Source organism: Haliscomenobacter sp., from assembly GCF_040403615.1.
Lineage (GTDB): Bacteria > Bacteroidota > Bacteroidia > Chitinophagales > Saprospiraceae > Haliscomenobacter.
The window spans coordinates 1-26641 of the sequence record NZ_JBBAKG010000046.1; the positions used below are offsets into that span (position 1 = coordinate 1).

Consider the following 26641-nt stretch of genomic DNA (forward strand, 5'->3'; position numbering starts at 1 on the left):
TACTCATCGGAAATCAACATTTAGGGGCGATAAAAAAATAAGTGTTTCATTTTGCCAAAGGATTAGATGAGTAAACGGTTCATTTCGAGTTTTTTATCTAATCCTTTGGCTACAAGAAAATGAAACACTTATTTTTGCCCCACTTCATAAAAGCGGTTTTGGCTGCAAAAAACACCCTCCTAATATGAAAATCAAAACACTCTGCACCGTTTTTTTCCTGGCCCAAATGCTGTTCAGCCTGGCTGCCCAAAACAATTCCAAGCCCCTTCGGGTGGGTGTGGTTGGGCTTACGCATGCCCATGTACACGGGATTCTGAATCGCCCCAAAGGCAATGATATCGAAATTGTTGGCATCGCCGAACCCAACCGCGATCTGGCTGCACGGTATGCCAAACAGTACAAGTTTGACCTGAGTATGGTATACAACACGATCGAAGAGATGGTGGAAAAAACCAAACCTGAAGCGGTAACCGATTTTAGTTCCATTTTCAATCACCTCAACACCGTGGAATATTGTGCGCCACGTGGCATTCACGTGATGGTGGAAAAACCCTTGGCAGCCAATTGGAAACACGCTCAAAAGATGGTCGCCCTGGCCAAAAAGCACCAGATTCATCTGCTGACCAACTACGAAACCACCTGGTATGGCAGCAATGTCAAAGCCTATGACCTCATTCATACCCAAAATAAAATCGGACAAATCCGCAAAATGGTCTTCCATCACGGGCATCCCGGGCCGATTGAAATTGGCTGCAATCCAGAATTTTTGGCTTTCCTGACCGATCCGGTGCTGGACGGCGGAGGCGCTTTGACCGATTTTGGTTGTTATGGTGCGAACCTGTCCACCTGGTTTTTGAAAGGTGAAACACCTAAAACGGTCTTTTGCAGTGTGCGGCACATCAAACCCAAACTGTACCCCAAAGTAGAGGATGAAGCCACCATTGTGCTGGATTATGCCAATACCCAGGTCATCATTCAAGCTTCCTGGAACTGGCCTTACAGCCGCAAAGACATGGAAGTATATGGCCAAAGTGGGGTATTGGAATGTTTGAATGGAAAAGACATGTTGCTGGGCGCAAAATTGGAAGACAGAGGTACTCCACTGGTAGCCGAAGCACTTCCAGCAGGCAAGAACGACCCTTTTGCCTATTTCGAAGGCGTAGTGCGTGGACGGATTGCTTTACAGCCCTTTGAATTGTCGGCCTTGGACAATAACCGAATCGTGGTACAAATCTTAGAAGCTGCCAAGCATTCGGCGGCAACCGGAACGGTGGTCAATTGGAAGAAATTTTTCAAGGAATAGGACGGGGTTCTATTGCCCTTTCATCAGCAGCACAATCTGCCCGAGGTGGTACACATCGTGGTGGATGATGCCGTGGAGCAACACGTAGAAACTGTAATTGCGGCCTTCTACGGTTTGTTCCAGTAGCGAATCATTGGTTTGCTCCAACTGCTCCAGCAGCATGGTCTGGCTGTCTTCGAATTGCTGCAGCGTAATTGTCCAGCTTTCCTCATTGGGTTCTACCCTGGGATAATTGGCTGCATCATTGACATCATAGGTGGTATTGCCCCGGAGTTTTTCGATGGTAAAACGCCGCCAGGCGGTCATGTGTTCTACGATTTCAATCAGGGAGTGGCTATTGCCGATGCGCTGCCCGAGTTGATCGGAAGACACTTTGCGCAATGTCTCCATGACCGCCGGGCCATGCCAGGCAGCGCCATCAAAGGTACGGCGCAACAATTCAATGATTCCTTGACGATACATAGAGCAGAGATGAATTGAGTTAAAGATACAAAAAGCAATTGGAGAACATGTTCAATTATTAGATATAAATGGTATTTTTATAAAAAAATGAAACGGTTTAATATTTTAACCAGATAGAATATGTAGCTTTGGTTTCCCATCCTTCCGGGAATCTTCAGCCCGTATTTGGTATCATTCGAAACATTAGAACAATTGGCCGCTCAATCAGCTTTGGCGCAAGCCGCAATGGAAATCGTACATTCTGCGGCGGATGCCCTCGAAAATTCAGCTTCTGCCATGGAGCAATACGCCCTCGGATTGGGCTATACTTACAGCGATCCTGCTGGAGCCTGGACTTGGTTTCAACGGGAATTGTCCCGACAAACCCCCCAGGGAAATCTCTCCAATGTTCAAAATCCACTGGCCAACACCCCTCCGTTTCACGCTATTCTGGCCTGGTATTGGTGGAAAAAAGATCCAGAAACGGCACCAATCAATGCCTGTTTTGATGGTTTGGTCAACTTGCATCGGTATTGGTATGAGCAACGCGATCTGGCAGAACTTGGGCTGCCGGCTATTCATTTTGCCGAAGAAAGCCTGATCCCTGAGTTTCTGAAAAATGTATACCATTCGACGACATTTAAGGTGCAAGACCCTGCTTTTTTGGGCTTGTTGTGTCGCGCCAACGAGTGCCTGATCGAATTAGGTGAAGCGCTCGGCAAAGATTTGACGGAGCTGCTCCAATGGCAAGAACTCACCATTTTTGGATTGAATGAAGACCTTTGGGATGCTCAATTGGGTGTTTACCGCATGATGGATCTGGATTCGGGCAAACCCTTGCGTGCGCAATGGCTGTCCAATTACATTCCCCTTTGGGCGGGCGTACCCGATCAGGAGCAGGCAGAGAAAATGTGTCGCAGCCTGGTAAAAGGGTTTTTTAGAGAAAATTACTGGGTCTTGCCCACCCAAATTCCCACCGAAAGTACAAGCGAAACCGAAGCCAACGAAGTGGTTTCTCCGCTACTCAATCGCTTGATTTATGCGGGATTGCTGCGGTACGGTTTCAATGAAAATGCCAATTACCTCAACAAAAAGGCGCTCCAAATGGTAGGCAGTTATGGCTTTTACCCCAATTACAAAGCTTTGATGCATCCGTATGACAACATCGGAATTGGCAAAGGCAATGCAGCCGATACCGCTGCCATTGTACTGGATATGGCCAATGGGGTATTGGAAAAAAAGAGCTTTGAACAAATTTGGTAGACCTACAAATACTGCTGAATGAATGCCGCATACTCCGCAGCGTCGATGAACTTCCATCTTGCAGCCTCGAAAGCATCAAGTTCTGTCTGAACCGGAAAACTGAAGTACGCAGATTCTGCTTCGTTCTGTGCTAAAGTTTCTGGTTTTTCGCCTTTCAAGATGCCCTCTACCACGGCAGCAACCCAGGGCGCACTGGCTGGGTACAAGCTCAGGATGTGCCACAAAAGAGATTTTTGAGGATCAACAGGCAGATTGGAGAATCCAATGATCCCACCAGTATCGATGGTCTTGTCATCGATGTAATGCAATGTTCCATTGATGGTTTGGTCGCCCTCCATCAAAGCCCGGAATACGGCCAATACCCCCCGGTAGTTGGGTAGACGGCCAGAATGAAAATTGACCACCCCCAATCGTGGAATCTGCACAAATTCATTGCCGAAGATCCGGCCATACCGAATCGAAAGCACCAAATCTGGTTGTAAATCCCGAATCTGCTGCAGACTTGCCGCAGACTTGACATCGTTCAGGGGCGTGATGGGAATGCCGTATTTTTGGGACAAACCTTCAAAGGTCAATAGTTGCGCAGTACCGGTTTGTCCTTGGCCATCCAATTGTGGAAACAAAAACTCGTTGGGCAGGATTTGCTCAAAAAACTTGAGGTCTTGCAAGGCCTGTGGCGCATCGGGATTGGCCTTGCCTACTTTTTCAGAAATAAAAATGTGCTGAATGTAGGGCTGTAAAAGTGGCAGCAAATGATTCAACATCAGGTTGCTGGCCAAATCGCGGTTGGTAAAATAGAGTAGGCACATAGGTTGATTTGGATCCAAAGTTAATTTAGAAATCCTAATATGAAACCTTTCATTTAATTCTTATAAAACGGAATCTAGACTTTGCTGCTTACCTTCTATTTATTCAGAACATAAGAATAAGATTGGACTTTCTCTCCTGGTTTAATCGGTTTGGCGTTGAAAAAGCCTTCAATCTTGTTGTTCTCTTTTTGCAAAAAAGTGACCAGGGTGAGTGCGGCCACTTTTTCGCCTTTGAGGTACATGTCGCCTTGTGCAAAGATGACGTTGTCCTGGATGCTTCCAGTAACTTTGGCATATCCGGTAAATCCGCCTACCCATTGTATCTCGAGCGTTGCTGCTCCGTTCTTGGCATCAATTTCGCTAAGGGACACGCTGGTTTCGGCTTGTTTGTTCAAGGTGATGTTTTTGGTAATTCCCTGATAAACGCCTTCGTATGGGCGGTAATTCTTGATCGGGAAATGGGGCATGCTGGCTATTTTAGCCTGGATGTCGATGGGTTTGCTCTGGGCGGTATCTTTTACGCTGGCAATTTTGTCTTCCTTGTTGACCACAGAAGGCGCAGGAAGAATATCACTCAGCACATTTTCCTGGTATTTGAATCCTTTTCTGCGCAGAAGGCCTCTTTCAAAATTGTACAGGTATTGGCCTAGTCCCTTGCCGGGTTTTTCGTTGAGGAGTTTTCCCTCATCGTTGAAGAATTTTTGCGATCCATACCAGTCTTCACCGTTGAAAACGCCTATTTGAGACATCTTTCCATTTTTATTAAACCAGCGGCATTCTCCTTTGAGGTGAACCTTTAGGGCATAAAGATTGACCCCTCTTTCTTCATGCATGCGTGCAATCATCATGTGGCCCTGGAATTCCAGCTCTCCAGTGAGGTAGTGGTCTTCGAAATAATAATAATTGATTTTTTCAACGATCTTATCGAGGGCTACAGTTTGGTTGTTTGAGCCCAATGCATTGGAAGGATTGACCTCTTCGACGCCTACCGAACGATAAATTCTATAAATATTGGCGCCAATCTGGTTCTTGAGGTTCTGGCCACTGATGTCGAAAAAGATTGGCCCTTCAAAGCCATCTGGAACCTTGATTATTTGAGCAAAGGCAGCAGCGCTAATCAGGAATTGGGTGCAAAAGAGCAGTAGGAATTGCTTGAACATTGAGCTTTTTGTTTAGTTGAATTCAATGTAAAAAGATGTCGTTGAACTTTGGCCGGCTGTGCATTGATTTTACCTATATTTAATATTGCATTGACATTGATTAGCAGACTAATGGGCAAATCCCTGCTTATTCTTTGCCCAATTTAAATGAGCAGGACTGTACTTTTTCATTCTGATCAAGCAATTTGATGTTGAAAAAACCTTCCAGTTTGCCCTCTTCTTTTTGCAGAAAAGTGGCCAGGGTAATGGTACCAACTCTTTCTCCGTTGACTTCCCAATCGCCGCGGGCAAAAATGACATTGTCATGGATACTGCCAGTCAGTTTCGTGTGGGCTTCAAAACCTCCAAACCAATACACCTCAAGCACGACCTCTTCTTCTTTTTCAATGAATTCGATGATTTCCAAACTGGTATTGGCGGTTTTTTGAATACTTGCATTGATCGTTTTGCCCTGATACAGCCCTAAATAAGGCCGATAAGTACGAATGGGAAACCGCGGCATGCTCATCAATTTTGCCGCCAAATCGGTTGGTTTGGTATCGATAACTTCCTTGCTTTTGGCTTGGTTGCTTTGCGGGGTCGGGAGAATTTCACTCTTTGCGTTTTCACCATAACTAAAATTTTTGCGTTCCAAAACCGAGTGTTCCAAAACGTAATCGTATTGGATCAGGGGGAGTCCCGGAGTCGATTTGATCAATTTGCCTTCATTGTCGAATTGCTTTTGGTCGCCATAAATACTTTCTCCATCGTATACCCCAACCTGGGACAATTGGCCATTGCGGTGGTACCAACGGCATTCTCCTTTCAAATGCACTTTTAATGAATTATTGAGTCCCAAGCCTTGATCCTGGTGCAATTTGGAGACCCTCAAGTTGCCTTGAAACTGGATTTCCCCTGTGATGAAATAGTCTTCAAAATAGAAATACAGGTTTTCAGTACTGTTTTTAAAAGTCAGTACGCCATTGATGCCAAGGTGCTGTTTGCCCAGCTTTTCATTGGGGTTTGAGGGGCGGTAAATGCGGTATAAATTGGCATCCGTCGGGTTGGTGAGGAGTTGGCCTTTTTTGTCAAAATAGATTGGCCCTAGGAAATTGGGGGGCGTGGAGATGGACTGAGCGTAGAACCAATTGCTGCCAAAAACACTTAAAATTAGGAGGGTAATAATTTTAACATTCATGTCAGAATTGTATTTGTAGTTGAAGCGATCAGAAGGCTAAAAAAATCTATTTGTAAATTTAAAGATTAAAATGGACAGTTGGCTTGGGTAATTATAGCAAATGGTCTCTACACCTCAATCATCGCTTTCACCACCAACTCCTCCTGCTTCAACCAACCTGGGAATTGTTCTGCCGCTTCGGCAAATCCCACCCGATGGGTGATGAATTGCAAGGGGTGAATTTGTTTCGAGCGCATGGCATGCAGCACATTTTCAAAATCTTCCTTGGTAGCATTTCGACTGCTCATCAGGGTACCTTCCCGTTTGTGAAATTCTGGATGCGAAAAGCTGATGTCCCCTTTTTGCAAACCCACCAGAATGTAGCGTGCACCATGCGCCATATAAGCAAAAGCGCCTTGAATGGCAGGTAGACTTCCCGTGGCGTCAAAAACCACCGTTGGCATGTCTCCCTGGGTGAAATCGCGAATTTTTTCCATTAATTCCGGGTCACGCGCATTGAGTACCAGCGCAGCCTGGGTATGTTGACCACAAAAATCCAGGCGGGCAGGGTTGACGTCTAACGCAATCACTTTTGCTCCTGCCAAGTGGGCAAACTCGATGATGCCCAGGCCGATGGGCCCAGCTCCGATCACTAGTGCATATTCGCCTGCTTGTATTTGCGCTCGTCTCACTGCGTGTGCACCAATCGCGAGGGGTTCGACCAGAGCTAGTTCTTCAAAACTTAGTCCATCTCCAGCAATCAAAGACCAGGAAGGTACTGCGATCTGCTCCCGCATACCCCCGTCAATGTGTACCCCAAATACCTGAAGTTGTGCGCAGCAATTGGTGCGGCCACTGCGACAGGCAATGCATTGCCCGCAATGAAAATAAGGGATAAAAGTGACTGCCTGGCCAAGGTTAAAACCAGTTGGAATATCTCCACCAATTAACTCTCCAGCTAGCTCATGCCCCAATATGCGCGGGTATTGGAAGTAAGGTTGGGTGCCTTCGAAGGCATGAAGATCAGTGCCGCAAACCCCAATGCGGCGAATGCGCAGCAAGGATTGCCCAACTGCAACTTGAATGGCTGCGTCTTCGGAGTATTGAAAGTGTCCGGGCTCGGTGCAGGTGAGGGTGTGGTTCATTTTGTTTGTTTATCTTGTCAAATCAAGCGAAATTAGTGTTTTGCAGGAAAAATTCAACCGCAATCCAAAAATTGCTACATTTGATTGCGAACTACTGAATCTGTTCCTAAGCAACACCACCATGCAAAAATTCCTTTTTCTCGCCATTCTGATCTATTCTTTACAATCTTGTCAAGCCCCTTCGACCTCGAAAGAGTCAACCGCGAAAGAAGACACCTTCGCTTACGATTACAACCAACTCAAAGCCCATGTTCCGGTCATTCTGCTCCAGGATGGTGACCGAAAAATCCTCATCGTTGAAGCTTTTCAAGGCCGTGTAATGACCAGTACCGCTACAGGTATGGATGGCAATAGTTATGGTTGGATCAACCACGAATTGATCCAAAAAGGCGAATACCAACCCCACATCAATGCTTATGGTGGGGAAGAACGCTTTTGGCTAGGCCCCGAAGGAGGACAGTATGGGCTGTATTTCAAAAAAGGTGACCCTTTTGATCTTGCGCACTGGCAAACACCTGGCGCGATTGATACCCTGAAGTACCCCATGGTGGGAAAAGGGAACAACTGGGTGCGTTTTGTCAACAGTTTCAGTCTGGAAAATTATTCAGGCACCCGTTTTGACCTGAAAATTGACCGCAGCATTCGTTTGCTGGAAGAAAAAGAAGCGGCACATATGCTCCACGTCTCGCTGGAAAAAGTCAAATGGGTGGCTTACGAAAGCGACAATCAACTCAGTAATGAAGGCAATCGGGATTGGGACAAAAGTACAGGAGCAGTGTCCATCTGGCTGCTGGGTATGCTAAAAGCGACGCCCTCTCAAGTGGTGATTTTACCTTTCAAGAATGGGGGAGGAGACCTGGTCAACGACGCCTATTTTGGTAAAATTGGAGAGGATCGTTTGGTCAAAAAAGACCAGGTCCTTTTTTTTAAAGGCGATTCTAAATCACGCGGCAAACTGGGCATTCCACCCAGCATCGTCAAACCCGTGGCGGGTAGCTACGATGCAGCCAAAGGTACGCTGACCATTTTGCGTTTCAACTACCAGGGAGACACCGCCTATGTCAACTCTATGTGGGAAAACCAACGCTTCCCCTACCGTGGCGATGTTGTCAATGCCTACAACGATGGCCCCAATGATACTGGCGGGCAATTGGGTGCATTTTACGAATTGGAGACGTCTTCTCCAGCGCTGATACTCCCCAAAAGAGCTGCTTATCGACATGTACAGCAAACCTTTCATTTTGAGGGAACTGCGGAGGAGTTGAATGCGATTTGTAAGAAGGTGCTGGGGGTTGAGTTGAATCAGGTGCCGAAACTTTAAAGATGTTGTGGGATTAAACAAAAATCGATAACTTTAGATCAGAATTTCTCAAATGGCGCGTGACATTTTTCATTCAAATGTAAAGGATGCCCTCATTAAAGATGGTTGGCTAATTACTCATGATCCTTATGAATTGGAAATGGGTAGTCCTGATTACGAAATTGACTTGGGTGCTGAAAAAGTTATTGCCGCACAAAAAGGAATAGAACTAATCGCTGTTGAGGTTAAAAGTTTCGTAGGAAAATCAGCTGGCTATGAATTCCACCAAGCAGTTGGTCAATATCGTAATTACAAAAGCGCACTTGATGATATTGAACCTGGAAGGGTTATCTTTTTGGCGATTTCGGAAGATATTTACGAATCCTTCTTCAAACTTCCCTTCCCTCAAAAACGTTTGAATGAGGACAAGATTAACCTTTTGGTATTTTCAATAACAGATAAAATCATTGTGTAATGGATAAGGCAGTATTGAATCGACAAATTCTTCTAGAGGTCCTGCACGAATATCTTGAGCGTCGCAAAAAGAACCCTGATGACGGTGTTCGAATTGTACCTGTTTTTGATGAAGAGCACGATAACTACGAGATTAAGAAAATAGGATGGCGCAACAAACGTCGAATTAGCTTTACTGTTTTTTTCTTTTCTATCGCTGATGATGGAAAAATCTGGGTTCAGGTAAATGCCTCGGACTACGATATTGTTGGTGACTTAGAGGAGAAAGGTGTTACTAAATCAGACATTGTTTTGGCTTTTCATGCCCCACATTTAAGACCTTACACAGGTTATGCTGTGGCCTGATAGCTATTTATACCCTAACTTGTACATCTAAAACCATCGATAAATTGAAAAGCACGCTTGCCTTTTGGAGTTGTATTTTTATATTTTCACAACTCTTGGCTCAAGGAAACGTAAGCATCCAAAACGCCTGGCGCCAAACTTACCTCAATGTAAGTTCTGGGAAGCCCAATCTTGGCGAACAAGGCAGCAAATCCACCTGGATCATCGAAAAAATTGCCAATAGTGCAGAAGTAAGAATAAAGAGCGCAGCTACTGGAGCCTACCTTAACGCTGAGGCCAGTGCCCAATTTCCTGAAATCGGAAAAATAGAACCCGGCTGGTTTAGCGCGATGTGGATCATGGAACCCATCGCTGGTTCAACTGAAGTACGCATCAAAAACAAATGGCGAGAGACCTACCTGCACACTGAAAATGGCGGCGTTGAACTGGGTGAGATCCAACCTGGTTGGGTAAGTGCCCGCTGGAAAATCAAACCGACCACAGGCAACGCCAAACCGTCTACCACTACTTCCAGCAAACAACCTTTCAACACCATTCCCTTGGGCGGCAATACATTCTTCAATAATTTTGGTAGCAGCGGGATCAGCCTTTCAATCCAAGGTATCCAAAACTGGACCGATGCCACGGTAATCCCTACTGTTTACTTTCGTTTATTGGAAAGTGGAACCTACTCGATCAACCTCGTTGCCAAAGCCGCCCAGAAAAGTACGCTCAACGTCGGCATTGGCCGTAGCAATGTGAAAGTAGAAGTAAATGGCACCGAGTGGAAAAAATACCCCCTGGGTTCTTTTAGCCTCGCCGCCGATTACCTGCCCATTGTGCTGAAAGGCATCCTCAAAACCGGAACCAAATTTGCCGACATCCAGGCAATAGAAATCCAGTGTGACCCCGCAAATCTCAAATTTGTAGACGCCAGCTTGACCGTGAAAGCCGACGATAGTTACTATTTTGGTCGTCGCGGTCCTTCGGTACACCTCACTTACACCTTGCCAGCGGGCAAAGACATCGAATGGTTTTACAATGAAGTAACGGTACCTAATAGCAACGATGTCATTGGCTCGTACTTTATGGTCAATGGTTTTGCCGAAGGGTATTGTGGCATCCAGGTGAATAGCCCTAACGAGCGCCGCGTGTTGTTCTCGGTCTGGAGTCCTTTCAGCACCGACGATCCCTCCTCCATCCCTGATGACCAACGAGTGAGATTGTTGGCAAAAGGACCGGGCGTGAATGCCCAGGATTTTGGAGGCGAAGGCTCCGGTGGCCAAAGTTACCTGGTGTACAATTGGAAAGCGGGGCAAACCTATAAATTCCTGACTCGCATTCGCCCCAATGGCGACAATACAACAACCTATACCTCCTACTTTTTTGACCCCAACACCCAGGACTGGCGGCTTATTGCTTCATTCAAGCGGCCAAAAATCTCAACCTGGTACAAATCGCCGCATTCTTTTCTGGAAAATTTTGAACCCGAGCGGGGCGCGATAACCCGCCAAGTGCTTTACAACAACCAGTGGGTTTGTGATGCCCAGGGCAACTGGACAGAAATGACCACGGCCAGGTTTACCAATGACAATACCGGGCGGAAGAAACTTCGTATGGATTTTCAGGGCGGGGTTCTGAATAACCAATTCTTCCTCCGCAATTGTGGTTTTTTCAAGGATTGGGTCGATCCAGATACTCGGTTTAGCAGAAGCCCGGGTGGTAAACAGCCGGTTGTTGACTTTAATCGCTTGCCTAAGTAACTTGAAAAACTGACCTGTAAGTCGTATTTTTGTAAAAACCAACAACCATGACCGCCATTACCAGTCAGTTTGAGGGAATCCTGGCGCTCGCTTTTCCAGATAAAGGGATGAGCGATGAGCAGTTCTTTGCATTTTGCCAACTGAATCGGGATGTCAAAATAGAGCGCAACACACAAGGAGAAATCGTCATCATGTCACCAACCGGATCAGAAACAGGCAATTGGAATTCTTCATTTAATGGAGTATTGTTTGTCTGGAACAACCAAACCAAACTAGGAAAAACCTTCGATTCTTCGGCGGGTTTCAAACTCCCAAACGGCGCTACCTACGGGCCAGATGCCGCCTGGATGCCCTTGGAAAAATGGAACAGCATCAGCGCTGCGGAAAAAAGAAAATTTGCTCCACTGGTTCCAGATTTCATCATGGAATTGCGCTCGCCTAGCGATCGTTTGGAACCTATTCAGGATAAAATTGCCGAATTTATGGAATGCGGTTGTCGACTGGCCTGGTTGATCGACCCTGAGGCACAGCAAACCACCGTATACCGCGCAGATGGCAGCGAAACCAAGGTGGCTTTTGACGAAATGTTGAGCGGCGAGGATGTGCTGCCCGGTTTCAGTGTAAATTTGGCTAACTTGTTTGAGTAGAAAAGTTTGATTGCCTGGTAGCCCAGCACATACTCCTTAAGGAACGGGTACTAAACGGCACACTTTCCAATTTTTTTTCAAAAAACACTTACCTTTAAGTTGATCAATACAATATAAGCTTGAGTTCGATGCGCATTACCGAGTGGCTGACACCTGCAAACCCTTGTCGACAATTTGAAAACAATGAGCAATTGTTTCAAGCCCTGAAAAGTTTGAACAACTCGGCAATACGTTGTGTGCAAAACAAGGCGATGCCATCGGCGAAGAAATTGGTTGAGCAATACAAACTGGCGCCAGAAAGCGTCGATGAATTGCTCAACCAAAGTTCGCTCATTTTTTTGCGAAAAATAGAGGATGGCTCCTACCAGTTTCAAGGTCATGCCCCCTCTAGTTACCTCGTGGAAATCATGAAGCGGGTGGCGCTATCGATGACCAGAAAGCGCCAAACAACTTATGAATCGATCGAAGACCACCACGATCTGCACGATCCCGATATTGAGGCCAGCAACCGGCAACGCGAATCCGCCGAACTGGTGCGGCAATTTTTGGGACAAATGGGCGAACCTTGTGAGTCCGTCATCCGACTGCACCACATCGAGGGTTACCCCGACGACGAAGTGGTGCGACAAGGTTGGACCCGCTACACCACTACCGATTCGCTGAAGATAAAACGCAGCGATTGTATGAAAAAATTGATCCAAATAGCGCGACAATGGAGAAATACGAACAATATCTGAGTGACAACGCTGACGACGACGAACGCCGCGCCGCCGCACAAGTCCTAGAGGGCTTGGCGGGCATAAGGCTGGAAGCGAAGCTGCGCGAAGTAGCGGCAGAACAGGCTGCCCAGCACCGACGAACGCTTTGGAGAAGACTACTTTTCACCTTGGCTGCGCTGGCTTTTTTGGCCGCCGTGGCCTATTGGTTTTTTAACAAAAACGTGAGCACGCCAAGTGTGCCACCAATAGAAAAACAAGCCCCCAGCTCACCGTCGCCGACCAAAAAACAAACACCTGAACAGTATAAATTAGAAAAGCCTCGGGAAAAGCCCCCCATTGCCCAAATCAAACCGCAGGAAGAAGTTCCGGTGCCACCTGATCCTATTCTCCCCACCTTTGCACTACAAGACGAAGTCATTCCTGTGCCACTTCATGCTGCTCCTGACTTGGTTGCTGCACGTGGCCAGGGCGAAGCAAATGCGGCCCTTAAAGCTCTGCTCGATCAGTTGTGGTATGTGGATTATCCGCCATTCGGGTTGAAAATTGACGCCACTTATGACAGTGCCGACAAATTGCTAAAAAAGCGCGATTTTAGTGCGGCCTACCTGGCCTTGGAGCAAATTGAACAGATACAAGCTGACTCATTAAGCCGTAAAATAGCACGCGAGAATCAAAAGCAGCTGGAAAAAGACCCTACCGCAAGCCCGGTGGCAGCTTCGCCCATGGCGAACGACACTCTTTTGTACCTCAAAGCTTATTGCCTACTTGAAATGGGTGAAGGTCAAGAGGCTATATTTTATTTTTCTCGAATGCGTTTTCCTGATCCCGCCTGGATACCTCAGTTGACCTGGTACCGGACCTTGGCTTTGTTGCAGGCCGACAAACGATCGGAAGCACTTGCACTGTTCAATACAATAGCGGCAAACTCGGGACACCCTTACCGCAGGCAAGCTCGAAAAGCGTTGAAGTTGTTGCAATAATTTACCGTTAATCAATTTTGCTATGAGAAACTGCTTATGTATGGCTTTTTGCCTGATCACGGGTTTGCTGAGTGCGCAAACGGTGGATTCGGTGGCGCTGCGACGGGTGGATAGTTTGATCAAAGTCTCCCTTACGCTTACTGCCAAAAGGGACTTTGAACAAGCCCTCGACGTTAATGAAGTAGCAGAAAAAATCGCACTGGACAAGCTGGGGCAGCAGTCAGCAGCCTACGGCAGTTGTTGTTTTAACCACGGTAGAATATTGTATGCCAAAAGAGACTATCCAGGTGCCGAAAAATGGTACCTTGAATCCATAGCCATTCAGGGAAAAGTCCAGGGAGGGGAACATCCCGATTATGCCTTGACCCTGAACAACTTAGCTTTGCTGTACCGGATCATGGGCCAATACGATAAAGCCGAACCGCTTTACTTTGAAGCCATAGCCGTACGTGGAAAAGCTTTAGGAAGGGAACATCCCGATTATGCCCAAAGCCTGAACGGCCTGGCGATTCTGTACCAGGAAATGGCCCAATTGGATAAAGCCGAACCGTTTTACCTTGAATCCAAAGCCATACGTGAAAAAGCTTTGGGAAGGGAACATCCCGATTATGCGTCAAGTCTGAACAACCTGGCTGCACTGTACCGGAGAAAGGGCGAATATGATAAAGCCGAACCACTCTACCTTGAATCCAAAACTATCCGGGAAAAAGTCCTGGGCAAGGAACATTTCGATTATGCCGCAAGCCTGAATAACCTGGCGAATCTATATAGTATGATGGGCCAATACGAGAAAGCCGAACCATACTACCTTGAAACCAAAGCCATACGGGAAAAAGCCCTGGGCAGGGAACACCCCGATTATGCCCAATGTCTGTACAATCTGGCACTTATGTATGAAATGATGGGTCAGTATGAAAAAGCCGAACCGCCTTACCTTGAAGCCAAAAACATCTGGGGAAAAGCCCTAGGAAGGGAACATCCCGATTATGCCGCAAGCCTGAATAACCTAGCGAATCTGTATAGTGTGATGAGCCAATACGAGAAAGCCGAACCATTCTTACTTGAACTGTCCTCGGTTAATAGGCGTATTGTTGAACGAGCCTTACACCACCTTTCCGAAAGTGAATTGAACGATTTCTTAGATAATTTTTCCAACAATTCGCTCAGTCAGAACCAAACCCTTTCATTCACTCAAAAAGCCGCCAGTAAAAAAATGGTTCCTGTCTGCTACGACAACAGCCTCTTCTACAAGGGTTTTCTGCTCCAGTCCGTAGGTCGGATCAAACAATTGGCCCTTTCGGATGAGGGCGCTGCTGAAAAATACATCCTGCTGAAAGGCTACCACCGCCGATTGGCCACTCAGTATGCCCAACCCATTGCCAAACAGGATAGCGCTCTGGTGGCCCAATTAGAAACCAAGGCCAATGACCTTGAAAAAGACCTTGCTCGCACCGTAGCAGGATGGGGCCAAGCCTTGCAGCAGGTTAAATGGCAGGAAGTTCAAACGGCTTTGAAACCCAACGAAGCAGCAATCGAGTTTGTCAGCTACCGTTTTTATCGAAAAAAACAAACCGACAGCATACTTTACGCTGCGCTTGTTCTTTTGCCTGGTACAGACTCGCCAAAATTCATCCACCTCTTCGAAGAAAAACAACTCACCGCCTTCCTCAAAACCGAGGGCAGCCCGCAACCCACTTTTTACAATGATCTCTACTCCGCTGGCAAAAAGGGCGACCAACTCTACGATTTGATCTGGAAACCCATCGCCGCCGCCTTGCCGCAAGGCACGACCGTGTATTGCTCGCCCTCGGGCCTGCTGCACCGCCTCAATCTGGGTGCCATCCCCACACCCGACGGCAAAACATTGGCCGAAAAAAACCGCCTGACCATGCTGGGCAGTACCCGACAGTTGGTTATTCCATTGGTGTCGACCACCCAGCAAAGTGCTACTGCTCAACTGTACGGCGGCATCCAATATGACGCCACACCTAACTTAGCCGCCAATACTCCCGCCAAACCCGAAGACCTGGCTGCCCGGCGTGGCCCCAGTATCGCCCAAAATGACTCCACCCTGCGCGGCGAAAACTGGAACTACCTCCGCTGGACCGAAGTGGAAATCAGTGCTGCTGCCAACGTGATGAAAAGCAAAGGCATCTTGCCTACTTTGAAAAAAGGCGCAGAAGCTACCGAAGAATCTTTCAAAGCCCTGGGTCAAGGCAGCGCCTCACCGCGCATCCTGCACTTAGCTACCCACGGCTTTTTCTTTCCCGACCCCAAAGAAAGCAAGCCGGGAGAGGGGCAGGTCATTGGCGAAAAAACCTTCAAAGTATCCGACAACCCAATGATCCGCTCCGGCTTGGTACTGGCGGGGGGCAACTACGCCTGGAAAACGGGTAAACCCTTGCGCCCCGACCTGGAAGACGGCATCCTCATCGCCTACGAAATCAGCCAGATGAACCTCGCCAATACCGAACTGGTGGTACTCTCCGCCTGCGAAACGGGCCTTGGTGACCTGGTAGGCAATGAAGGGGTGTACGGCTTGCAACGCGCCTTCAAGATTGCAGGCGCGAAGTACCTTATCATGTCGCTGTGGCAAGTGCCCGATTTTCAAACGCAGGTATTTATGACGGCTTTTTACAAACACTGGTTAGAGCGGAGGATGGCGGTGCCGGAAGCCTTTCGGGCTACGCAGGCGGAACTGCGGGGGAAGTATAGTGGCGAGGCGTTTAAGTGGGCGGGCTTTGTGTTGGTGGAGTGAGTTATGTTTAAAATTTTTAGGGGTACTAAACTTTGGTGGTTGAGTACCCCTGAAAATCTCCTTTAAATGCCGAGCTTCTTAAAGCTCAACATTGCTCATTGCTACGATTTTCCAGCCATTCACACGCTCCAAAATGCGCAATTCACGGGTTCTTGAGGCGACTTTGCCGTCAGGGTTATAGGTTTCCTGGGTGTAAGTTACCCATGCGTTGGTACTGCCGACATGCGCTTCATAGTCCAATATTTTATAGGTTTGCCCCGTTGGTTTGTGCACTTTTGCAAAAGCATCGCCGAAGGAGCGCAAGGCATCACCTTTGAAATAGGCCGCGCCCGCAGTGGTTTTTAGAGAGGTTTGTTGACGTTCAACGTAGCTAAGATTGTAAGCCCATTGTTTGTTCAAGGCTGCGACATCACCCGCGTGATAAGCGTTGGTTTCGGCTTCGATGGTTTTGCGTACATTATTTTGCTCGAAATTATTGCCCGAATAATCCCACATTGCCAACAAACCTGCGATTTTCCAGTTACCATTTTGTTTTTCCAATACCCGAATTTCTTTGGAAGGAATGGCAGCATTTTCTTTACCGTACAAATATTGGTCGTAAGTCACAACGCAGGCATCGGCCCCGTAAAACTTGAAGGTGAAGTTTTCGTTGATTGGCTCCATTTTGCGCGGATTGGTGTTAAAAGCCGATTCGTTTTTCTTTTTGATGGCGTCCCAACTCATGTCAACTTCGTAACCTGTACGCGTATTCCAACCGCGAAACAAATGAGGCACTTGGGCAAAATAACTGTTGACATCTTTGGCGGCATAAGCATCAATCGTTTCTTGCCGCAACATTGTTTTAATGGTTTCTTGTTCCGTTACTGGATTGGGCGCTACAGGGGTGTGTTGGGTGGAAAGCAAAACGAGTTTATCACCTCTGATTTCGTAGGTTGAAGTAAACAAATAATCAATAATTTGGTCAGGTGTCCCATTCTCATAGTGCCGAACTGAGTGTTCGTGACCAGTAACGATAGCGGTTTTACCAATTTCTTTGATCCTTTGGTTCGTAAAACTCATATCAACGGTTTTAACGTCCCTGAAAAACAATGCGGTTGTGGCTTTGTCGGCAATCACCCCTGTACCCGAAATCAAAACGAAGTCATCGGCGGCAAGTTCCAGAAAAACTTTGTGTGGATTTTTCTGATAGGCGTCAAGTGTTGGCTTGTAGAGTTTTTCGAAGGGGCTTTGCGCTACGATTGGGGCAATACAAAGGCTGAGACACAGAAGTGTCAACTGGAGTTTTTTCATGATTGGTGATAATTAGGAGTTTTAAAATTAGTTTATACGCAACAAAGGTCAAATGTTCTGAACTGCAAGACAATAGGACTTTTGTTGTATTTTCGCAGAATAGGGTTTCAGCAAAATCGAGGATTCAAGTAGCTAAAACAGATAATCAATGGGTTCACAATATCAAATTTTTGCCCAAACGTCAATCGGTATGATACTGATGATGCTGTTGTATATGTTATTTCGTTCTTTACTTTACAAAGACAAAGCGTATTTTTTTTATGCTATTTACCTTTTTTGTTTTCTTTTATTTTTTGTAATCAGTAAATTGGGGTGGAGCGAAACAGACCTTGCTGGTATGTTAAGAGTAAATTATTTAAGAATTGCATTTCAAATTGGAGCTTATGTTTTTTATTTTTATTTTATCATTCTTTTCTTAAATCTAAAAGAACTTGCCCCAAAGGTTTACCGTGTATTTAAGTTGGCAATTCCTGTGGTGATTCTTTATGTGTCATGGGTTTTAGCCAATTTTTTTATCAAAACGCCATTAAATATTATTTTTACCACCTTTTTAATTATTAGACTTTTTCTTATTGGTGTTTCTGTTTTTGCAATAGTAAAAACCGCCAAATTAAACAATCCATTAGCCAATTTTTTTGTTTATGGAAATTCTGTCTTTCTATTTTTCATGTTGGTAGCATTGTATTTTTCTATTTTTCCAGCCTATTCTTCGAATCTAAGTGTTGATGAGGTTCTCTTTTATTTCGTTCCTTTGACTTATGCTTATATAGCCGTCATACTTGAATCCTTGTTTTTTGCATTGGGGCTTAGTTATAAAGCGCATTCAACTGAAATAGAAAAGAGAAAATTACAAGAAACATTTACCAGTCAATTAGAAAAAGAGGTAAAAGACCGTACCGAAGAAATAATTGAGTTGAAAGAAAAGCAATTTGAATACGAAACGCTCCAAGCCGTTACCATCGAACGCAATCGAATTGCACGAGATATGCACGATGATGTGAGCTCAGGATTGAGTGCGATTAACTTATTGGCCAATTACATTCAAACCGCCCCCCTCAGTAAAAACATTGAAACGGAGGTCAAACACATCGCCCAGTCGAGCAGCGACATCAATCAACGCATTCGGGAAATTATTTGGTCGGTCAACAGTGAATCCGATAACCTACTGGGTTTGGTGAGTTTTATGCGGCGGTATGCGGCGGAATTTGGCGACATTCATCACTTAGATTGCATTGTTCATGCTACACAGCCCTTACCCGATTGGCATTTATCGGGCGATGTTCGACGAAATCTGTTTTTATGCGTCAAAGAATCCTTGAACAATGCTGCTAAATACGCTCAGACGGAAAGAATTGATATATTGGTAGAAACAAATGCCAACGAATTAAAAATTAGAATAAAAGACAATGGCCAAGGCTTTGATTATGAAAAAGCGATTCAAAAAGGAGGAAACGGCTTGAAGAACATTCACAATAGGATGCAGCAATTGGTGGGGACCGCAACGTTTTTTACCGAAGGGCAGGCGGAAGTAGTTTTGGATTTGAAAATAAACCAATAACCTAAATCCTTTTTCCAAAATACTTATTCAACGCCTCTACCCTTGTCCTCACTTGTAGCTTGGTATAAATATTTGAAATATGCGTTTTTACAGTTTTTATACTGATAAACAACTCCGCAGCTACTTCCTTTTCCATACGACCGTCGGCTATTAATTCGATGATTTCTTTCTCCCTTGTAGTCAGAATATTGGCTTCTGGCGTTGGGGATATTTCACCTGTTTTTGCAAAAGATAAGGCCACTTTTCGCGCAATAGACGGACTCATCGGTGCTCCCCCCTCGCTTAAATCCCGAATTGCAGCAATCAGATGCTCGGGTGATGATGATTTTAAGACATAGCCCAAAGCCCCCGCACCCAACGCTTCAAACACCTTTTGGTGATCTTCAAAAATGGTCAAAATCATAAATTGAGTGTTTGGGCAGAGCGTTTGCAAATGCGCCACACATTCGATGCCCGTCATACGCCCTTGGCCCAAGTCTATGTCCATCAAGACAATATCGGGAGGATTTTGTGGTAAATGGACAAGTGCGTCTTCGCCGTTTCCAAAAACTTGGGTGCAAATCAAGTCTTCCGTATTTTGAAGGGTAAGCTGCAAGGCGTGGGCTAAGGTCGCTTCATTTTCAACAATGGCAATAGAAATGGGCATTTTCACTTGTTTTGTGCAAAATTAGTTTTTTATGCGCGCGTTATGCCTCAGACTTTAGTTGTATTTTGCACGGCTTGGCTAGAAGGGAAAATGGCGGTGCCCGAGGCGTTTCGGGCTACCCAGGCGGAACTGCGGAGGAAGTACAGTGGCGAGGCGTTTAAGTGGGCGGGCTTTGTGTTGGTGGAGTGAGTTTTACAAAAACACTTACCTTTAAGTTCATCAATCGGTAATTTACCACAGCCTGTTAATCAATCCAACGATGAGAAACTTCTTATGCCTGGCTTTGTGCCTGATCACCGGTTTGCTGAGTGCACAAACGGTGGATTCGGTGGCGCTGCGGCGGGTGGATAGCCTCATCCAGGTTTCGCGTACACTTAGCAATAAGCGGGAATTTGACAAAGCCCTCGAAGTGAATGCTGCCGCTGAAAAACTGGCCCTCGAAAAACTGGGAAAAGAATCAGCAGCATATGGCAATTGCGCTTTCAATCGGGGCAGGGTGAATGCCCTTAAAAGGGACAACCCAGAGGCCGAAAAGTGGTACCTCGAAGCCATCGCCATTCGGGAAAAAGTATTGGGAAAGCAACACTCCGATTATGCCGGAGCCTTGAATAACCTGGCCATTCTTTATAAATCCATGGGCAAGTATGACCAAGCCGAGCCACTCTACCTTGAGGCAATGGAAACCCGAAAAAAAGCATTGGGTATAGAGCACCCTAATTATGCCGCCAGCCTATACAATCTGGCACTCTTTTTTCAGGATATAGGCAAGTACGAAAAAGCCGAACTGCTGCTACTTGAAGCCAGAGAAATCTTTGGAAAGGTGCGAGGCAAGGAGCATCCCGATTATGCAGCCAGTATGAACGGCCTCGCGCTCATTTACATGGATATGGGCAAGTACGAAAAAGCCGAAATACTTTACCTCGAAGCCAAAACCATCCGGGAGAAGGTACAGGGCAAAGACAATTCCGATTATGCCGAAAGTCTGAACAACCTGGCAAGCCTGTACAGATCCATGGGCAACTATGAAAAAGCCGAACAGCTCCACCTCCAAGCCATAGCGATTAAGGGAAAAATACTGGGGAAAGAGCACCCAAGTTATGCCGTGAGCCTGAACAACCTCGCGATTCTTTATCGGGCCATGCGCAGTTATGAAAAAGCCGAACAGCTCTACCTGGAAGCCACGACAATCAAGGAAAAAACACTCGGAAAGGAGCACCCCGGCTATGCCCTAAGCCTGAATAACCTCGCAATGCTTTACTGGATTATGGGCAACTATGAAAAAGCTGAACCACTCTACCTCCAAGCCATTGCCATCCGGGAAAAAAAACTAGGAAAAGAACATCCTGAATATGCCTCAAGCCTGAACAACTTGGCACTTCTTTATCTTGACATGGGCAGATACGAAATGGTTGAGCCACTTTTCCTTCAAGCAAAAGTTATCCGGGAAAAAGCATTGGGGGCAGCACATCCGGACTATGCCGAAAGCTTGGGCAACCTCGCAATCCTTTACATGGCCACCAACAAGTACGAAAAAGCCGAGTCCTTCTATATCGAATGTTCGCAGGCGAATCAAGCCCTGTTGGAAAAAGCGATACGCCATCTCTCTGAGCGCGAATTGGGCAAGTACCTGAATAAATTTTCCGAAAGCCAAGATCAAGCCCTCTCTTTTGTAAAACTGTCCACCAGTAAAAAAGCAACAGCAGCCTGTTTTGACAATTCTTTGTTTTACAAGGGCTTCCTACTCCAGACCGCGGGACAACTTAGACGTTTATCCCTGTCCAACCCGGCTGCCGCCGAAAATTTCAACCTGCTTAAATCCTACGAACGCCGCCTCGCCGCCCAGTATGCCCAGCCCATCGCCGACCGCAATAATACAGGCATAGCCGATCTGGAAGCCAAAGCCAACGACCTCGAAAAAGACCTTGCCCGAACGGTGGCAGGTTTTGGCCAAGCCTTGCGGCAAGTCAAATGGCAGGAAGTTCAAACAGCATTGAAACCCGGCGAAGCAGCGATCGAGTTTGTCAGCTATCGTTTTTATCACAAAAAACAAACCGACAGTACGCTGTACGCTGCGCTCCTCCTTTTGCCGGGCAAGGATTCCCCAAAATTCATCCCCCTTTTTGAAGAAAAACAACTCGCCGCACTACTGAAAACTGAAGGCAGCCCACAAGCCTCTTTTTACAACGACCTTTATGCCACCGCAAAAAAAGGCGACCAACTCTACGATTTAATCTGGAAGCCCATCGGCGCAGCCTTGCCCCAAGGAACCACCGCCTATTGCTCGCCCTCCGGCTTGTTGCACCGCATCAATTTAGGCGCCATCCCCACGCCCGACGGCAAAACCCTGGCCGAAAAACACCGCCTGAGCACATTGGGTAGTACCCGCCAACTGGTTGTTCCACCCGTGCCCAGCACCCAGCAAAGCGCTACCGCCCAACTCTACGGCGGCATCCAATACGATACTACGCCCATGGTGGTTGTTGATGCGGCCGCAAAATCCGAAGATTTGGCTTCCCGGCGCGGCCCCGATATTAGCCAAAACGACTCCACCCTGCGCGGTGAAAACTGGAACTACCTCCGCTGGACAGAAGTAGAAATCAGCGCCGCCGCCAATGTGATGAAAAGCAAAGGCATTGTGCCCACCCTGAAAAAAGGCACCGAAGCCACCGAAGAATCCTTCAAAGCCCTGGGTCAGGGCAGCCCATCACCGCGCATCCTGCACGTAGCTACCCACGGCTTTTTCTTTCCCGATCCAAAAGAGTTGAAGCCAGTTGGCGAGCAAGACATTGGTGAAAAAACCTTCAAAGTCTCCGACAACCCCATGATCCGTTCCGGCCTGATGCTAGCGGGCAGCAATCACGCCTGGAAAACAGGCACCCCCCTGCGCCCCGGCCTGGAAGACGGCATCCTGACCGCCTACGAAATCAGCCAGATGAACCTCGCCAATACCGAACTCGTGGTGCTTTCCGCCTGCGAAACGGGCCTTGGCGATCTTGTGGGTAACGAAGGGGTGTATGGCTTGCAACGCGCCTTCAAGATTGCAGGCGCGAAGTACCTGATCATGTCGCTGTGGCAAGTGCCCGATTTTCAGACCCAGGTGTTTATGACGGCTTTTTACAAACACTGGTTAGAGCGGAGGATGGCGGTGCCCGCAGCGTTTCGGGCTACGCAGGCGGAACTGCGGGGGAGATATAGTGGCGAGGCGTTTAAGTGGGCGGGCTTCGTGTTGGTGGAGTGATGGATTGTCACATTTCCAGCACCGTGATGTCTTTGCCCTTGTGCGTGACGGCCTCCCACTTGATGCGCTTCTCCCAGGGTATTTCCTCGCTGGTTTTGGTTTCAAAAAGTACCAAATAACCATTTTGTTCGCCGAGGCGATCCATGTAAGCCCAGAGTTGATCGAGGCCCTCTTCTCGGGTGCTGCTGTCGCGCTTGATTTTCATTTCAATGACGAAAACCTGGTCTTTCCAAAAGGCGGCCAGGTCGGTGCGTCCATTACCTGCTGCCATTTCGCGCTCGATTCGACCGCCGCCGTTGACCACGCGCTGCAAAAACGCCATCAGTAGCAACTGGTGACCCGCCTCTTTGTATTGAAAACGGCCAAGCCAGTGTTCGCTGTTTTTTCGGTAAAATCGTTGAAACTCTTTGAATAACTTGTCCATATCCAGCGAACCATCAGGGCGCACGTAAAATGGAGTCTGGTATATCTCCTGCCCGATCATGATGCCCTCAAAAGAACTGTTGAGCACGCGGGTGATGATCTCGCGGTAGATCGGATTGGCGAAAACGACCTCGCCACGGGTATTTTTGATGAGGCCCAGGTCGCGGCAATAACGCAAGCTGTCGTCCCAGTCGTCGTAGAGCGGCGCGTCGCCGCTCACGATGGCCATGACCACCTTGCGTACGCGGTCTTCCTTGAGTTTGTCGGCAAGGCTATCCAAGTGGGTCTGGCGGGCTGCGATGAGGCGTTCTTTGGCAGTTTCCACCATTTCTGGCTGGATGGTTTGTGTAAAATCCTCGCCGAGCATCTTGACGACGATTTCGTTGGCCAGCGCGTTGGTGAGCCAGGGCTGTCCACCCGAAAACTCGAATATTTTATCCATCACCGCCTTCGAAAAATGTTGCCCAGTATCAGCGGTATGCTGTTCAAGCAGGCTTTTTACTTCCTCAAAACTGAACGTGGAAAGAAAGAAGGATTCAGCCTTGACATTGAAGGGCGAACCAGCGCCCAGTGAGGGGTTGTCATTTCTTGCCTTGAGGCGGTATTCGCGGATGTCGCGCAAGCCCACTAATGCGATGGATTGTGGGAAACCCTGCGAACGATTCTGAAAACCGTCGCGCAATTGGCGCAGGAAGGACACCATTACGTCGTCCCAAAGCGAATCCGCTTCGTCAATGAGTAGGACGATGGGTTTGGGTTGGGATTTTGACCAACTGCTCAGGTAATCGTGGTAAGAGATAGGATGAACGGGGGTGGGTGGGCGTTCAGATTCAGACAAAAAGCGGTCCGAAATCGCATACAAAGCATTGACCATGCGAAGATTGGCAATTTCTTCTCCAAAACTCGGCACACCCGCCTGCTCTACCGACATCACGCAAGCGGTGTATTTGCCCTCCCCATTGATCTGGTGCGCCAGCGCGTGCAACAAGGTCGTTTTGCCCGTTTGCCGGGGTGCATGAATCACAAAATATTGCGCTTTTTCGATCAACGCATACAACTCCTTCACAATCCCCCGCAGTGGATCCACCATATAGTGGTATTTAGGGTTGCAAAAACCAGTCGTATTGAAAAATCTTTTCATGGTACAAAGATAGATTTTTTGGGACAGAATACTTCCAAAAGCGGTGAGCAGAATGGCTCATAATTTATTTTCAAAAAAAATCTACCTCTCCCACTTACCTCCCTCGAGCAAGCCGCAATTAAGGATTAAACATTGGTTGATCAGTTAACCTCATTAAAACACCAAGCCATGCTACGTCAAAACTTCATCAAAAACGCTGCTCTTATTGTTTCCTGTACCCTATTGACAGGATTAACTACACTTTCCGCACAAACTATGGCCTCATTCGGCAATGTGCAACAGGCCCAGATGGACCTATCCACTACCGTCCGTTCGCTTGAACAAAACATCCTCCTGGCTTTAACCGCTGGGGTTGCTCTGCTGGCTATCGTACTGGTGTATTACGTATTTAAGGAAAGCGCAAAGTCGAATCGCCCCAAGCAAGCCAATCGCAGCAACTACTTGCTGACGCTCCTCTTTTTGGTAGTGGGCATGGGCATGTTTTGCAGCAGTTGTGGGGTAGCTCAGGAGATGCATGCTGCATCATCAGACCTTACACAAGCGCATATGCAAAGCGGATGCCCACATCACCTGGCCAATCAGGAGCCAGCTGCTTTTGCCTACGTTTATCGAACCACCGGTTATCCAGCACAGCGCACTTCGATATGTAAGTTCTGCGGGCAGCGGATAGTCAACACTCGGGATTGAGCAGATATTTTGAATTCTCGTTCACCTAAAATCAAAAAAACATGTCATCAACAACTCAAACGATGGCCATTGCCGCCCCCGTCGCGGAAAAACAGCGCATCGAAACCATCGACATCCTCCGGGGCTTCGCCCTCTTGGGAATCCTGCTGATGAACATCGCGGGATTCTCAATGCCCGATCACGCTTTTGAAAAGTTCAGCAACGACCCCAGCAGCCTTAATTTCTGGGTCTTTGAATTCATCAGCATCTTCTTTGAAGGCAAGATGCGCGCCATGTTTGGCATGGTCTTCGGTGCTGGGGTGCTTTTGTTCATTGCCAACAAAGGAGAAAAAGGGCTATCCGTACATGCCTTGTATTACCGCCGAATGCTTTGGCTGCTGCTATTCGGGCTGATTCATGCCCACCTCATTTTGTGGATAGGTGAGATTCTTTATCTCTACGCTGTCTGCGGCATGATCCTGTACCTCTTCCGCAACGTAGCGGCCAAATACCTGGTATGGGCCGTGCCGATTGTGGCCATCGTGAGTTTTGTGGCTGGAACCATCCAGTACCAAAACATCCGTACAAAACGCATCGCATATGTAGAAGCAACTACCGCCCAAAGCCAAAACCAAACCCTAACTACAGCCCAAAGCAAGGCATTGAAAGAGTGGCGTGAAGTGGAAAAGACCATGATCCCCAATCGCGAAGACGCCAAAGAAAACACCCGTAAAATGAAGTCGGACTACGCCACCGTAGCGGGTCACTTGCGGCCCCTGGCTTGGGACGGGCAAACCAAGTACCTCCTCTTTGCGGTATGGGATTCTCTGGCCTTAATGCTCCTGGGGCTAGCACTTTTCAAGTGGGGTTTTCTCACGGGTGCTTGGTCGGAAAAGAACTATTGGAAGGTTTTGAAAATTGGTTACGGCTTGGGCTTGCCCCTGGTGCTGTATGCCCAATATTACAACTTTCATCATTTTTCCACACTTGAAGCCAACCTCGCCCGCATGGAGCAAATGTCCATCAATTGGGTCGAACTGATTTATCCATTCCAACGTATTCTGCTGGTTTTGGGGCATGCTTCGGCTTTGATTCTGTTGGCCAAATCGGGCGTAGCCCAGGGCTTGTGCCGTCGTTTGGCCGCAGTGGGGCGTATGGCTTTGAGCAACTACATCTCGCATTCGATTATCTGCACTTTATTCTTCTTTGGCTATGGCTTGAATTATTATGCCGAGCTGGAGTTTTACCAGATCTATTTCGTCGTGCTGGTCATCTGGGCGATACAGTTGATTATCAGCCCGATCTGGTTGAAGTACTTCCTGTTTGGTCCGCTGGAGTGGCTGTGGCGGAGTTTGACCTATTGGAAGTTGCAGCCGATGAAGCGGTAAAGGTGCCCTCCGCATTTTTCTCGTTGCCAATTCAATATCTATAAAAAAA

General features: G+C 47.2%; 22 protein-coding genes. 14 read left to right on the forward strand and 8 right to left on the reverse strand.

Annotation, left to right across the window (positions count from 1 at the left end):
• Positions 1 to 184: 184 nt before the first annotated feature.
• Positions 185 to 1303: a Gfo/Idh/MocA family protein gene (locus ABW391_RS15655; RefSeq protein ID WP_353482831.1), complete on the forward strand. Its 1119-nt coding sequence runs from the start codon at positions 185 to 187 to the stop codon at positions 1301 to 1303.
• Between the two features lie 9 nt (positions 1304 to 1312).
• Here ABW391_RS15655 and ABW391_RS15660 read toward each other — a convergent pair whose 3' ends face one another.
• Positions 1313 to 1765: a DinB family protein gene (locus tag ABW391_RS15660; protein WP_353482832.1), complete on the reverse strand. Its 453-nt coding sequence runs from the start codon at positions 1763 to 1765 to the stop codon at positions 1313 to 1315.
• A gap of 192 nt (positions 1766 to 1957) precedes the next feature.
• Between ABW391_RS15660 and ABW391_RS15665 the strand changes: the two genes are divergently transcribed.
• Positions 1958 to 3007, forward strand: a complete 1050-nt coding sequence (locus ABW391_RS15665; protein WP_353482833.1) for an MGH1-like glycoside hydrolase domain-containing protein — start codon at positions 1958 to 1960, stop codon at positions 3005 to 3007.
• A gap of 2 nt (positions 3008 to 3009) precedes the next feature.
• Here the strand turns inward: ABW391_RS15665 and ABW391_RS15670 are convergent, their stop codons facing one another.
• From ABW391_RS15670 to ABW391_RS15685, 4 genes are all read right to left on the reverse strand, one after another.
• Complete coding sequence (locus ABW391_RS15670; RefSeq protein WP_353482834.1) at positions 3010 to 3816, reverse strand: formyltransferase family protein; 807 nt, start codon at positions 3814 to 3816, stop codon at positions 3010 to 3012.
• A gap of 95 nt (positions 3817 to 3911) precedes the next feature.
• Positions 3912 to 4976, reverse strand: coding sequence for a hypothetical protein (locus ABW391_RS15675; protein WP_353482835.1), 1065 nt, complete (start codon positions 4974 to 4976; stop codon positions 3912 to 3914).
• 127 nt (positions 4977 to 5103) lie between these two features.
• Positions 5104 to 6153, reverse strand: coding sequence for a hypothetical protein (locus ABW391_RS15680; RefSeq protein WP_353482836.1), 1050 nt, complete (start codon positions 6151 to 6153; stop codon positions 5104 to 5106).
• A gap of 107 nt (positions 6154 to 6260) precedes the next feature.
• On the reverse strand, positions 6261 to 7277 hold the full coding sequence (locus tag ABW391_RS15685; protein ID WP_353482837.1) for a zinc-binding alcohol dehydrogenase family protein: 1017 nt from the start codon (positions 7275 to 7277) through the stop codon (positions 6261 to 6263).
• A gap of 121 nt (positions 7278 to 7398) precedes the next feature.
• Here ABW391_RS15685 and ABW391_RS15690 point away from each other — a divergent pair, with 121 nt between their 5' ends.
• The 8 genes from ABW391_RS15690 to ABW391_RS15725 all read left to right on the forward strand — a co-directional run bounded on the left by ABW391_RS15690 (position 7399) and on the right by ABW391_RS15725 (position 16242).
• The gene (locus tag ABW391_RS15690; RefSeq protein ID WP_353482838.1) at positions 7399 to 8598 is read left to right on the forward strand and encodes a DUF6786 family protein; all 1200 of its coding nucleotides are present in this window, start codon (positions 7399 to 7401) and stop codon (positions 8596 to 8598) included.
• A gap of 52 nt (positions 8599 to 8650) precedes the next feature.
• Positions 8651 to 9052 carry a XisH family protein gene (locus ABW391_RS15695; protein ID WP_353482839.1) on the forward strand — a complete coding sequence of 134 codons (402 nt, stop codon included), beginning with the start codon at positions 8651 to 8653 and terminating at the stop codon, positions 9050 to 9052.
• On the forward strand, positions 9052 to 9396 hold the full coding sequence (locus ABW391_RS15700) for a XisI protein (protein WP_353482840.1): 345 nt from the start codon (positions 9052 to 9054) through the stop codon (positions 9394 to 9396). The genes ABW391_RS15695 and ABW391_RS15700 overlap by 1 nt, the downstream gene beginning before the upstream one ends.
• A 44-nt stretch (positions 9397 to 9440) precedes the next feature.
• Positions 9441 to 11138 (forward strand): DUF3472 domain-containing protein, encoded by a 1698-nt coding sequence (locus ABW391_RS15705; RefSeq protein WP_353482841.1) that lies wholly within the window; start codon positions 9441 to 9443, stop codon positions 11136 to 11138.
• 47 nt (positions 11139 to 11185) lie between these two features.
• Entirely contained in the window at positions 11186 to 11785 is a 600-nt protein-coding gene (locus tag ABW391_RS15710; RefSeq protein ID WP_353482842.1) for a Uma2 family endonuclease, read from the forward strand.
• A gap of 128 nt (positions 11786 to 11913) precedes the next feature.
• Complete coding sequence (locus ABW391_RS15715) at positions 11914 to 12522, forward strand: RNA polymerase sigma factor (protein WP_353482843.1); 609 nt, start codon at positions 11914 to 11916, stop codon at positions 12520 to 12522.
• Positions 12498 to 13484: a tetratricopeptide repeat protein gene (locus ABW391_RS15720; RefSeq protein WP_353482844.1), complete on the forward strand. Its 987-nt coding sequence runs from the start codon at positions 12498 to 12500 to the stop codon at positions 13482 to 13484. Before ABW391_RS15715 ends, ABW391_RS15720 begins: the two co-directional genes overlap by 25 nt.
• A 22-nt stretch (positions 13485 to 13506) precedes the next feature.
• On the forward strand, positions 13507 to 16242 hold the full coding sequence (locus ABW391_RS15725; RefSeq protein WP_353482845.1) for a CHAT domain-containing protein: 2736 nt from the start codon (positions 13507 to 13509) through the stop codon (positions 16240 to 16242).
• 78 nt (positions 16243 to 16320) lie between these two features.
• Here ABW391_RS15725 and ABW391_RS15730 read toward each other — a convergent pair whose 3' ends face one another.
• Positions 16321 to 17532, reverse strand: a complete 1212-nt coding sequence (locus ABW391_RS15730) for a nuclear transport factor 2 family protein (RefSeq protein ID WP_353482846.1) — start codon at positions 17530 to 17532, stop codon at positions 16321 to 16323.
• 148 nt (positions 17533 to 17680) lie between these two features.
• On the opposite strand from ABW391_RS15730, the gene ABW391_RS15735 reads away from it, so the two are divergent.
• Entirely contained in the window at positions 17681 to 19090 is a 1410-nt protein-coding gene (locus tag ABW391_RS15735) for a sensor histidine kinase (RefSeq protein ID WP_353482847.1), read from the forward strand.
• A 1-nt stretch (position 19091) separates the two neighbouring features.
• On the opposite strand, the gene ABW391_RS15740 is transcribed toward ABW391_RS15735, so the two are convergent.
• On the reverse strand, positions 19092 to 19736 hold the full coding sequence (locus ABW391_RS15740) for a response regulator (protein ID WP_353482848.1): 645 nt from the start codon (positions 19734 to 19736) through the stop codon (positions 19092 to 19094).
• 259 nt (positions 19737 to 19995) lie between these two features.
• Between ABW391_RS15740 and ABW391_RS15745 the strand changes: the two genes are divergently transcribed.
• The gene (locus ABW391_RS15745) at positions 19996 to 22974 is read left to right on the forward strand and encodes a tetratricopeptide repeat protein (RefSeq protein ID WP_353482849.1); all 2979 of its coding nucleotides are present in this window, start codon (positions 19996 to 19998) and stop codon (positions 22972 to 22974) included.
• 7 nt (positions 22975 to 22981) lie between these two features.
• Here the strand turns inward: ABW391_RS15745 and ABW391_RS15750 are convergent, their stop codons facing one another.
• The gene (locus tag ABW391_RS15750; protein ID WP_353482850.1) at positions 22982 to 24538 is read right to left on the reverse strand and encodes an AAA-like domain-containing protein; all 1557 of its coding nucleotides are present in this window, start codon (positions 24536 to 24538) and stop codon (positions 22982 to 22984) included.
• Between the two features lie 168 nt (positions 24539 to 24706).
• Between ABW391_RS15750 and ABW391_RS15755 the strand changes: the two genes are divergently transcribed.
• Together ABW391_RS15755 and ABW391_RS15760 are read left to right on the forward strand one after the other, a co-directional pair.
• The gene (locus ABW391_RS15755; protein ID WP_353482851.1) at positions 24707 to 25225 is read left to right on the forward strand and encodes a hypothetical protein; all 519 of its coding nucleotides are present in this window, start codon (positions 24707 to 24709) and stop codon (positions 25223 to 25225) included.
• A 41-nt stretch (positions 25226 to 25266) separates the two neighbouring features.
• Positions 25267 to 26592 carry a DUF418 domain-containing protein gene (locus ABW391_RS15760; protein WP_353482852.1) on the forward strand — a complete coding sequence of 442 codons (1326 nt, stop codon included), beginning with the start codon at positions 25267 to 25269 and terminating at the stop codon, positions 26590 to 26592.
• The last annotated feature ends 49 nt before the right edge of the window (positions 26593 to 26641 follow it).

Coding starts and splice junctions, on each gene's coding strand:
- ABW391_RS15735 (WP_353482847.1), top strand. CDS start 17,681: ATGGGTTCACAATATCAAATTTTTGCCCAAACGTCAATCGGTATGATA.
- ABW391_RS15690 (WP_353482838.1), top strand. CDS start 7,399: ATGCAAAAATTCCTTTTTCTCGCCATTCTGATCTATTCTTTACAATCT.
- ABW391_RS15675 (WP_353482835.1), bottom strand. CDS start 4,976: ATGTTCAAGCAATTCCTACTGCTCTTTTGCACCCAATTCCTGATTAGC.
- ABW391_RS15655 (WP_353482831.1), top strand. CDS start 185: ATGAAAATCAAAACACTCTGCACCGTTTTTTTCCTGGCCCAAATGCTG.
- ABW391_RS15720 (WP_353482844.1), top strand. CDS start 12,498: ATGGAGAAATACGAACAATATCTGAGTGACAACGCTGACGACGACGAA.
- ABW391_RS15680 (WP_353482836.1), bottom strand. CDS start 6,153: ATGAATGTTAAAATTATTACCCTCCTAATTTTAAGTGTTTTTGGCAGC.
- ABW391_RS15710 (WP_353482842.1), top strand. CDS start 11,186: ATGACCGCCATTACCAGTCAGTTTGAGGGAATCCTGGCGCTCGCTTTT.
- ABW391_RS15750 (WP_353482850.1), bottom strand. CDS start 24,538: ATGAAAAGATTTTTCAATACGACTGGTTTTTGCAACCCTAAATACCAC.
- ABW391_RS15755 (WP_353482851.1), top strand. CDS start 24,707: ATGCTACGTCAAAACTTCATCAAAAACGCTGCTCTTATTGTTTCCTGT.
- ABW391_RS15725 (WP_353482845.1), top strand. CDS start 13,507: ATGAGAAACTGCTTATGTATGGCTTTTTGCCTGATCACGGGTTTGCTG.
- ABW391_RS15730 (WP_353482846.1), bottom strand. CDS start 17,532: ATGAAAAAACTCCAGTTGACACTTCTGTGTCTCAGCCTTTGTATTGCC.
- ABW391_RS15670 (WP_353482834.1), bottom strand. CDS start 3,816: ATGTGCCTACTCTATTTTACCAACCGCGATTTGGCCAGCAACCTGATG.
- ABW391_RS15695 (WP_353482839.1), top strand. CDS start 8,651: ATGGCGCGTGACATTTTTCATTCAAATGTAAAGGATGCCCTCATTAAA.
- ABW391_RS15685 (WP_353482837.1), bottom strand. CDS start 7,277: ATGAACCACACCCTCACCTGCACCGAGCCCGGACACTTTCAATACTCC.
- ABW391_RS15660 (WP_353482832.1), bottom strand. CDS start 1,765: ATGTATCGTCAAGGAATCATTGAATTGTTGCGCCGTACCTTTGATGGC.
- ABW391_RS15700 (WP_353482840.1), top strand. CDS start 9,052: ATGGATAAGGCAGTATTGAATCGACAAATTCTTCTAGAGGTCCTGCAC.
- ABW391_RS15745 (WP_353482849.1), top strand. CDS start 19,996: ATGAGAAACTTCTTATGCCTGGCTTTGTGCCTGATCACCGGTTTGCTG.
- ABW391_RS15740 (WP_353482848.1), bottom strand. CDS start 19,736: ATGCCCATTTCTATTGCCATTGTTGAAAATGAAGCGACCTTAGCCCAC.
- ABW391_RS15760 (WP_353482852.1), top strand. CDS start 25,267: ATGTCATCAACAACTCAAACGATGGCCATTGCCGCCCCCGTCGCGGAA.
- ABW391_RS15715 (WP_353482843.1), top strand. CDS start 11,914: ATGCGCATTACCGAGTGGCTGACACCTGCAAACCCTTGTCGACAATTT.